Origin of the sequence: Nostoc cf. edaphicum LEGE 07299, from assembly GCF_015207245.1 — a bacterium.
GTDB classification, from domain to species: Bacteria; Cyanobacteriota; Cyanobacteriia; order Cyanobacteriales; family Nostocaceae; genus Nostoc; species Nostoc edaphicum_B.
Window position 1 is genome coordinate 1 of sequence record NZ_JADEXF010000310.1, and the last position, 5,393, is coordinate 5,393.

At 42.8% G+C, this 5,393-nt stretch carries 4 protein-coding genes, 1 tRNA gene and 1 pseudogene; 3 read left to right on the plus strand and 3 right to left on the minus strand.

Features of this window, described 5'->3' with window-relative positions; genetic code table 11:
• Positions 1-4: 4 nt before the first annotated feature.
• Positions 5-592, plus strand: coding sequence for an SRPBCC family protein (locus IQ229_RS11255; RefSeq protein WP_194043719.1), 588 nt, complete (start codon positions 5-7; stop codon positions 590-592).
• 93 nt (positions 593-685) lie between these two features.
• Here IQ229_RS11255 and IQ229_RS11260 read toward each other — a convergent pair.
• Positions 686-758, minus strand: a tRNA-Glu gene (locus IQ229_RS11260).
• A 326-nt stretch (positions 759-1,084) separates the two neighbouring features.
• On the opposite strand from IQ229_RS11260, the gene IQ229_RS11265 reads away from it, so the two are divergent.
• Entirely contained in the window at positions 1,085-3,004 is a 1,920-nt protein-coding gene (locus tag IQ229_RS11265) for a cation:proton antiporter (RefSeq protein WP_194043716.1), read from the plus strand.
• 95 nt (positions 3,005-3,099) lie between these two features.
• Here the strand turns inward: IQ229_RS11265 and IQ229_RS11270 are convergent, their stop codons facing one another.
• Both IQ229_RS11270 and IQ229_RS11275 read right to left on the minus strand, forming a co-directional pair.
• The gene (locus IQ229_RS11270) at positions 3,100-3,756 is read right to left on the minus strand and encodes a cytochrome b N-terminal domain-containing protein (RefSeq protein ID WP_194043717.1); all 657 of its coding nucleotides are present in this window, start codon (positions 3,754-3,756) and stop codon (positions 3,100-3,102) included.
• 100 nt (positions 3,757-3,856) lie between these two features.
• A complete protein-coding gene (locus tag IQ229_RS11275) occupies positions 3,857-4,552 on the minus strand; it encodes an esterase/lipase family protein (RefSeq protein ID WP_194043718.1) in 696 nt (231 codons plus the stop codon).
• A gap of 614 nt (positions 4,553-5,166) precedes the next feature.
• Between IQ229_RS11275 and IQ229_RS11280 the strand changes: the two are divergent.
• A pseudogene (locus IQ229_RS11280) lies at positions 5,167-5,393 on the plus strand (hypothetical protein); the annotation flags it as partial.

The window sequence follows — 5,393 nt, forward strand, 5'->3', positions numbered from 1 at the left end:
GAAAGTGACTAAAAAACAGAACACAACAGAGAACCCTGATTTGCAGTCTTCCACTGATGACACCAACTTAGAAGGGGATTTGCTTGCTCAGGTAGAAGTTCAAATTGAGAAAATAGCAGAGCGACAGCGGCAAATCAGTGCTAAAGTCCAAATTCCCCACCCAGTGGAGCAAATCTGGAAAGTTCTGACAAATTATGAAGCCTTACCAGATTTCCTCCCCAACCTTGCCAAGAGTTGCCTAATCGAGCATCCTGATGGTGGAATTCGACTGGAGCAAGTAGGCTCCCAACGCTTACTGAATTTCAACTTTTGTGCGCGGGTAGTTCTAGATTTGGAAGAATGCTTCCCTAAAGCAATTAATTTCCGCATGGTAGAGGGAGATTTTAAAGGCTTTTCTGGTAGCTGGTGCTTAGAGCCTTATGCTTTCGGTGAGTCTTTAGGAACAAATCTGTCCTACACAATTCAAGTTTGGCCTAAACTCACTATGCCAGTGGGAATTATTGAAAATCGTCTGAGCAAAGATTTGCGGTTAAATCTTTTGGCTATTCACCAACGTGTAGAAGAATTAGCCAGCAAAGAACCGTATGTATAACAACAACAAACCATCATTCAGGTGTATTCCTGGATGATGGTTTTTATTGCTACATCTCAAATAAAAGAGCTTTTGCTTTTTATTGTTTTTAAGTACCCCCAGGGGAATTCGAATCCCCGTTACCTCCGTGAAAGGGAGGTGTCCTAGGCCTCTAGACGATGGGGGCATCGGACTCAGACCTTTTATAAGTTAACCAATTTCCTTGCCTTTGTCAACAGGTTTTGCCAAAAAAAGTTTGTGGCAGCTAAACTGGGTGGAAGCAAAAGCTTGAAGAAGATACAAAGATATGGAGATAAATAAAAAAATCCGTAGATGCTTCTGTAGTCAGCCGCAGGGTGCGTCAGCGTTGGGCGTTGGGAATTTCGGGGTATACACATATCTAAAAAACGCTGAATACAGCAAGGAACAAAGGGTATGATGTTGTACCCTGTAGAGTTAATATCTACGGTTTTTTACAAGAGATTTTGAAATAAATCGCTCAAAATCTACAATATGGAAGCATCTTTTGAAATCACCATACAGATGGCGATCGCTGTCTTTGCAGGCATTAGCGCCCAAGTGCTGGCTGCATACCTTCGTGTACCCAGCATCGTCTTGTTATTGCTGTTGGGCATTTTGTTTGGCTCCGATGGTATAGGGCTATTGCATCCCCATTCGCTAGGCACTGGACTGGAAGTTATAGTCGCTCTAGCAACGGCAATCATTTTGTTTGAAGGCGGACTTAACTTGGATCTGCGTGAGTTAGGTAGAGTTTCAGTCAGCCTACAATTGCTCGTCACCCTCGGAACGCTAATCACCCTGCTTGGCGGGAGTATGGCTGCTCACTGGCTGGGTGAATTTCCCTGGAACATAGCTTTTCTCTATGCTTCCATAGTCGTGGTGACAGGCCCAACCGTCGTTGGCCCATTGCTCAAACAAATCAATGTAGATCGACAAGTGGCAACACTTTTGGAAGGAGAAGGGGTTTTAATTGACCCTGTAGGGGCTATCCTCGCCTTCGTTGTCCTCGATACGATTTTGAACGGCGATGCTGACCCGATCAATGCGATCGTCGGTTTACTTATACGTCTGGGTGTTGGTGCGGCAATTGGCGGTGCTGGCGGTTATTTGATGAGCTTGATTTTCAAACGCGCTGATTTTCTGTCATTCGAGCTAAAAAACTTAGCGGTGTTAGCGATACTTTGGAGCCTGTTTACCTTATCGCAAATGATCCGCAGTGAATCGGGAGTTATGACAACAGTAGTTGCAGGGGCAGTCTTTGCTAACTCCTCAGTTCCAGAAGAACGTCTGTTACGAAGTTTTAAAGGTCAGCTAACAATTCTCAGCGTTTCGGTGCTATTTATCTTATTAGCTGCTGACCTATCCATTGCCAGTGTGTTTGCTTTGGGTTGGGGTAGTTTATTCACCGTTTTGGTACTAATGTTTGTCGTTCGCCCAATTAATATCCTCTTGTGTACCTGGAATAGTGACTTAAACTGGCGACAAAAAGTGTTTTTAAGCTGGGTTGCACCTAGAGGAATTGTTGCTGCCTCTGTCGCTTCTTTTTTTGCAATTTCGTTGACACAGCGCGGCATTAATGGCGGTGATTCCATCAAAGCTTTAGTTTTCCTGACAATTATCACGACTGTTGTCTGCCAAGGGCTAACAGCTGGCTGGGTTGCTAGATGGCTGAAAATCACCTCCAAAGATGCAACTGGGGCAGTGATTGTGGGTTGTAATCCTTTAAGTCTTTTGATTGCTCGCTTCTTTCAAGAACGGGGAGAAAACGTGGTCATGATTGATACTGAACCCGAACGTCTTCTGGAAGCCGAGGCGCAAAATCTGCGGGTAATCGCTAGCAGTGGGCTTGATGCTGCTGTTTTGGAAGAGGCAGGCCTTGGCTCTATGGGTACTTTTTTGGCTATGACTAGTAATGGCGAGGTGAATTTTGTTTTAGCTCAACGAGCATCTGAGGAATTTAATCCGCCCCGTGTCTTAGCTGTTTTCCCCCGTAATCCGCAAGCGAGTACCTCTGTTAGTAATAAAGTTAATCAAGCTTTTATTCCAGACTTAGCAATTAAAACTTGGAATGAATATTTGAATGATGGGCGAGTCAAGTTAGGAACAACCACCCTAACCGAGTCAGAATTTTCTAGTCAAAATGAGCGTATCCAAGAAATGATTAAAACTGGGGCGTTGATACCCCTAGTTGTAGAACGAAAAGAACGCTTACAGGTAATGCCAGCAAAATACAAGTGGGAAATTGGCGATCGCATTATCTACTTGTTACACGATCCCAGACCTAAGCTTTTAAAACGCTTATCTGGTGCTACCCAGTCTACTCGCCTCTCTTTAGAAAAGTTAGCGGAAGTTGAAGAAGTCCCCCTCGCTAAGATATCTCAACTTTTCACTACTGACACTCCTGGGGGATAAAGAGAGCCGAAGCAGTACGAGGGAGAGTTCTTAACTTTTGAATGCGTGACTTTTGACTTGCCCAAAGGGGCTGACCTTTGACTCTTAACTTTTCATTATCCTTGGGAAGGAATAAATTCACCTTTTGCTCCTGGCGAATTACCAATTTCTGGTTTTGGCGCTTCTTGATACATTTGCCATTCCTGCCAGAGTAAAGCAGACAAATGTACTATGGCGAGAATTAGCGTCGTTACCGAAATTAGATAACTGTGGATTGTGTAAAGGTGTTCGACGGTAATTGTGTTAATGGCTCCACCACCAGTCAGGATTTCGCGCAGTTGCCCACCAATCAAAGGAATGGCTTCGATGGTTCCTAGCTCAATGCTGAAACGCCAGTATCCTTCCTGAGTCCAATCTAAAATCATTGCTGTCCAATCCAGCCCGATCGCACTTAGGGTTAACAAAACCACACTAATCCAAGCAGCCAGCCAACTCTTGCGAAATTGCCGACCTAAAAACATCACCACAATTTGAATGAGAGCGATCGCAATTACTCCGTTACCAGCAATTTCATGCGCTCTCCAAAACAACCAGCCGTATGGCAGTTGTGTATTAATCATCTTCAATGAGTTATAAGCTCCGCCTGCTGTCGGTTCATAGTAAAAAGAAAGCAAAACTCCGGTAGAGATATAAATTAAACACAGAGTCAAAATCACGACTGATAATATCGTCGCTATTCTTCGCAAAATCTGATCGAACTGGGTGCTTTGCATGGCTCACCCCTCCTGTTCTTAACTAAGTATTTATTCTTATTACGATTTTAGCTAAAAAATTTTAATAAATTTTACTTTTCTTATATAAAAATAAAGTTTTTTAAATCAAATACTGTACCCAAGCTTTTAAGGGTTCTGGTGAGCCATACCAAATTCCAGGACTTCTGGGAGAATGCTTGACACCTTCAATCACCAGATTTTCAGCCCCCTGCAAATGAGCAGCTTCAATGGGCGTAATCCCATCTCCCCAAGTGTTACCCTTACCACAGGTTAATTGGTAACTACTATAAGCTAACCAACTACCAGGCCGCCTTTTCCCAAAGATAGTTTTGCCAGCCACACAAACGTAACGAACGTTTTTGTAAAAAGCTCCTGGGTAGTTATTGGTGACAAAATCTAGATTGGAACGTGTCCAGCGTTCTTGGCTAATATGGGGTGTACCCAAGGTGGTGAAAGTAGCAACCAAGGGATGCCCTTGCCAGAGAAATGGTTTGACATCACCACGTGCTAAATAGGGCTTTTCTCCCATATAAATGCGGGATATCCAACCTCCGGCTGAGTGGCCAATTAAGTTAATTTGAGTAGCATTATGTTCACGTAATATATGCTTGATCGTGTAATCGAGTTGTTGCAGAATAAGAGTTACGGGTCTTACTCCTAAAGTGGGGAGCCAGTCACGCCGTCGCAGTGGCACTGTAACCGTGGGAAAATCTAACTGCTGTAGGGATTGTTCTAGTTGGCGATAAGCGATCGCACTTTCTAAATATCCAGGCAAAATAACTGTCGGTAACGGCATTTGAAATTTTGGATACAATAATTGAGGGTTTGAACTTTTGTGACGAAGAAGTAGTCATATTCAGGAGCTAGAATTGCGATCGCCTGACTCACCGCTTAGAGAAAAAACCAATAGCTTTGGTGGAATTTAAGGCTAGAATGTCAATAAAATTGTACAGTTTGCAACAGTTTGAGGGGCTGCTGATGTGGTAGTATTTTCAAATAGGCCCAGTCTCAGGTAAACACGTGTGTCATCTGTTACAGAAGTGTAGTTGACTGAAAAAGAGTTGAAAAAAACAACGCAACTTCGGCAGATGTTTTGATGTATTTAAAGTTGTGCGTTTACTTAAACTTTATAAAACTCCCAGATATTAATTTTAATTGTGTGCATCATAAAAATAAAAAATCAAAAGTAGTAATTTTTCAAATATCTGTTTAGCAAGCTCGAATTTTGAAAATATGATACAGCGTCATTGATTAATTAAAAACTTGAATAAATGGCAATTTTGGCGTTTTGATTGCCAGCAGAGGAAGTTATTATTTCCTTATGAAGAACGCATATCTTGCAAGATATTGCAATGCCGGAAAGATAAAATCGCTAGTCAACTGTAACTGAGTGAGTGAACGATAACAGCTATGTCTTACGTCTCCCTGCTGAAAAATATACCAGACATCTTAAGCCAGCCAATTGGGATAGCAGCAATTGCTTCCCTTGGTATCCACGGTGCGATCGCCATGATCGTACCATTGATGCCCATGGAGTCTAACAAGCCCAAAGAAACAGCATCATCCAAAACAGTTGGACTTTTGGAATTGAGCCAAGCCGACCAAAACCGTTTGCCGCAAACCACACCCCAAATTGG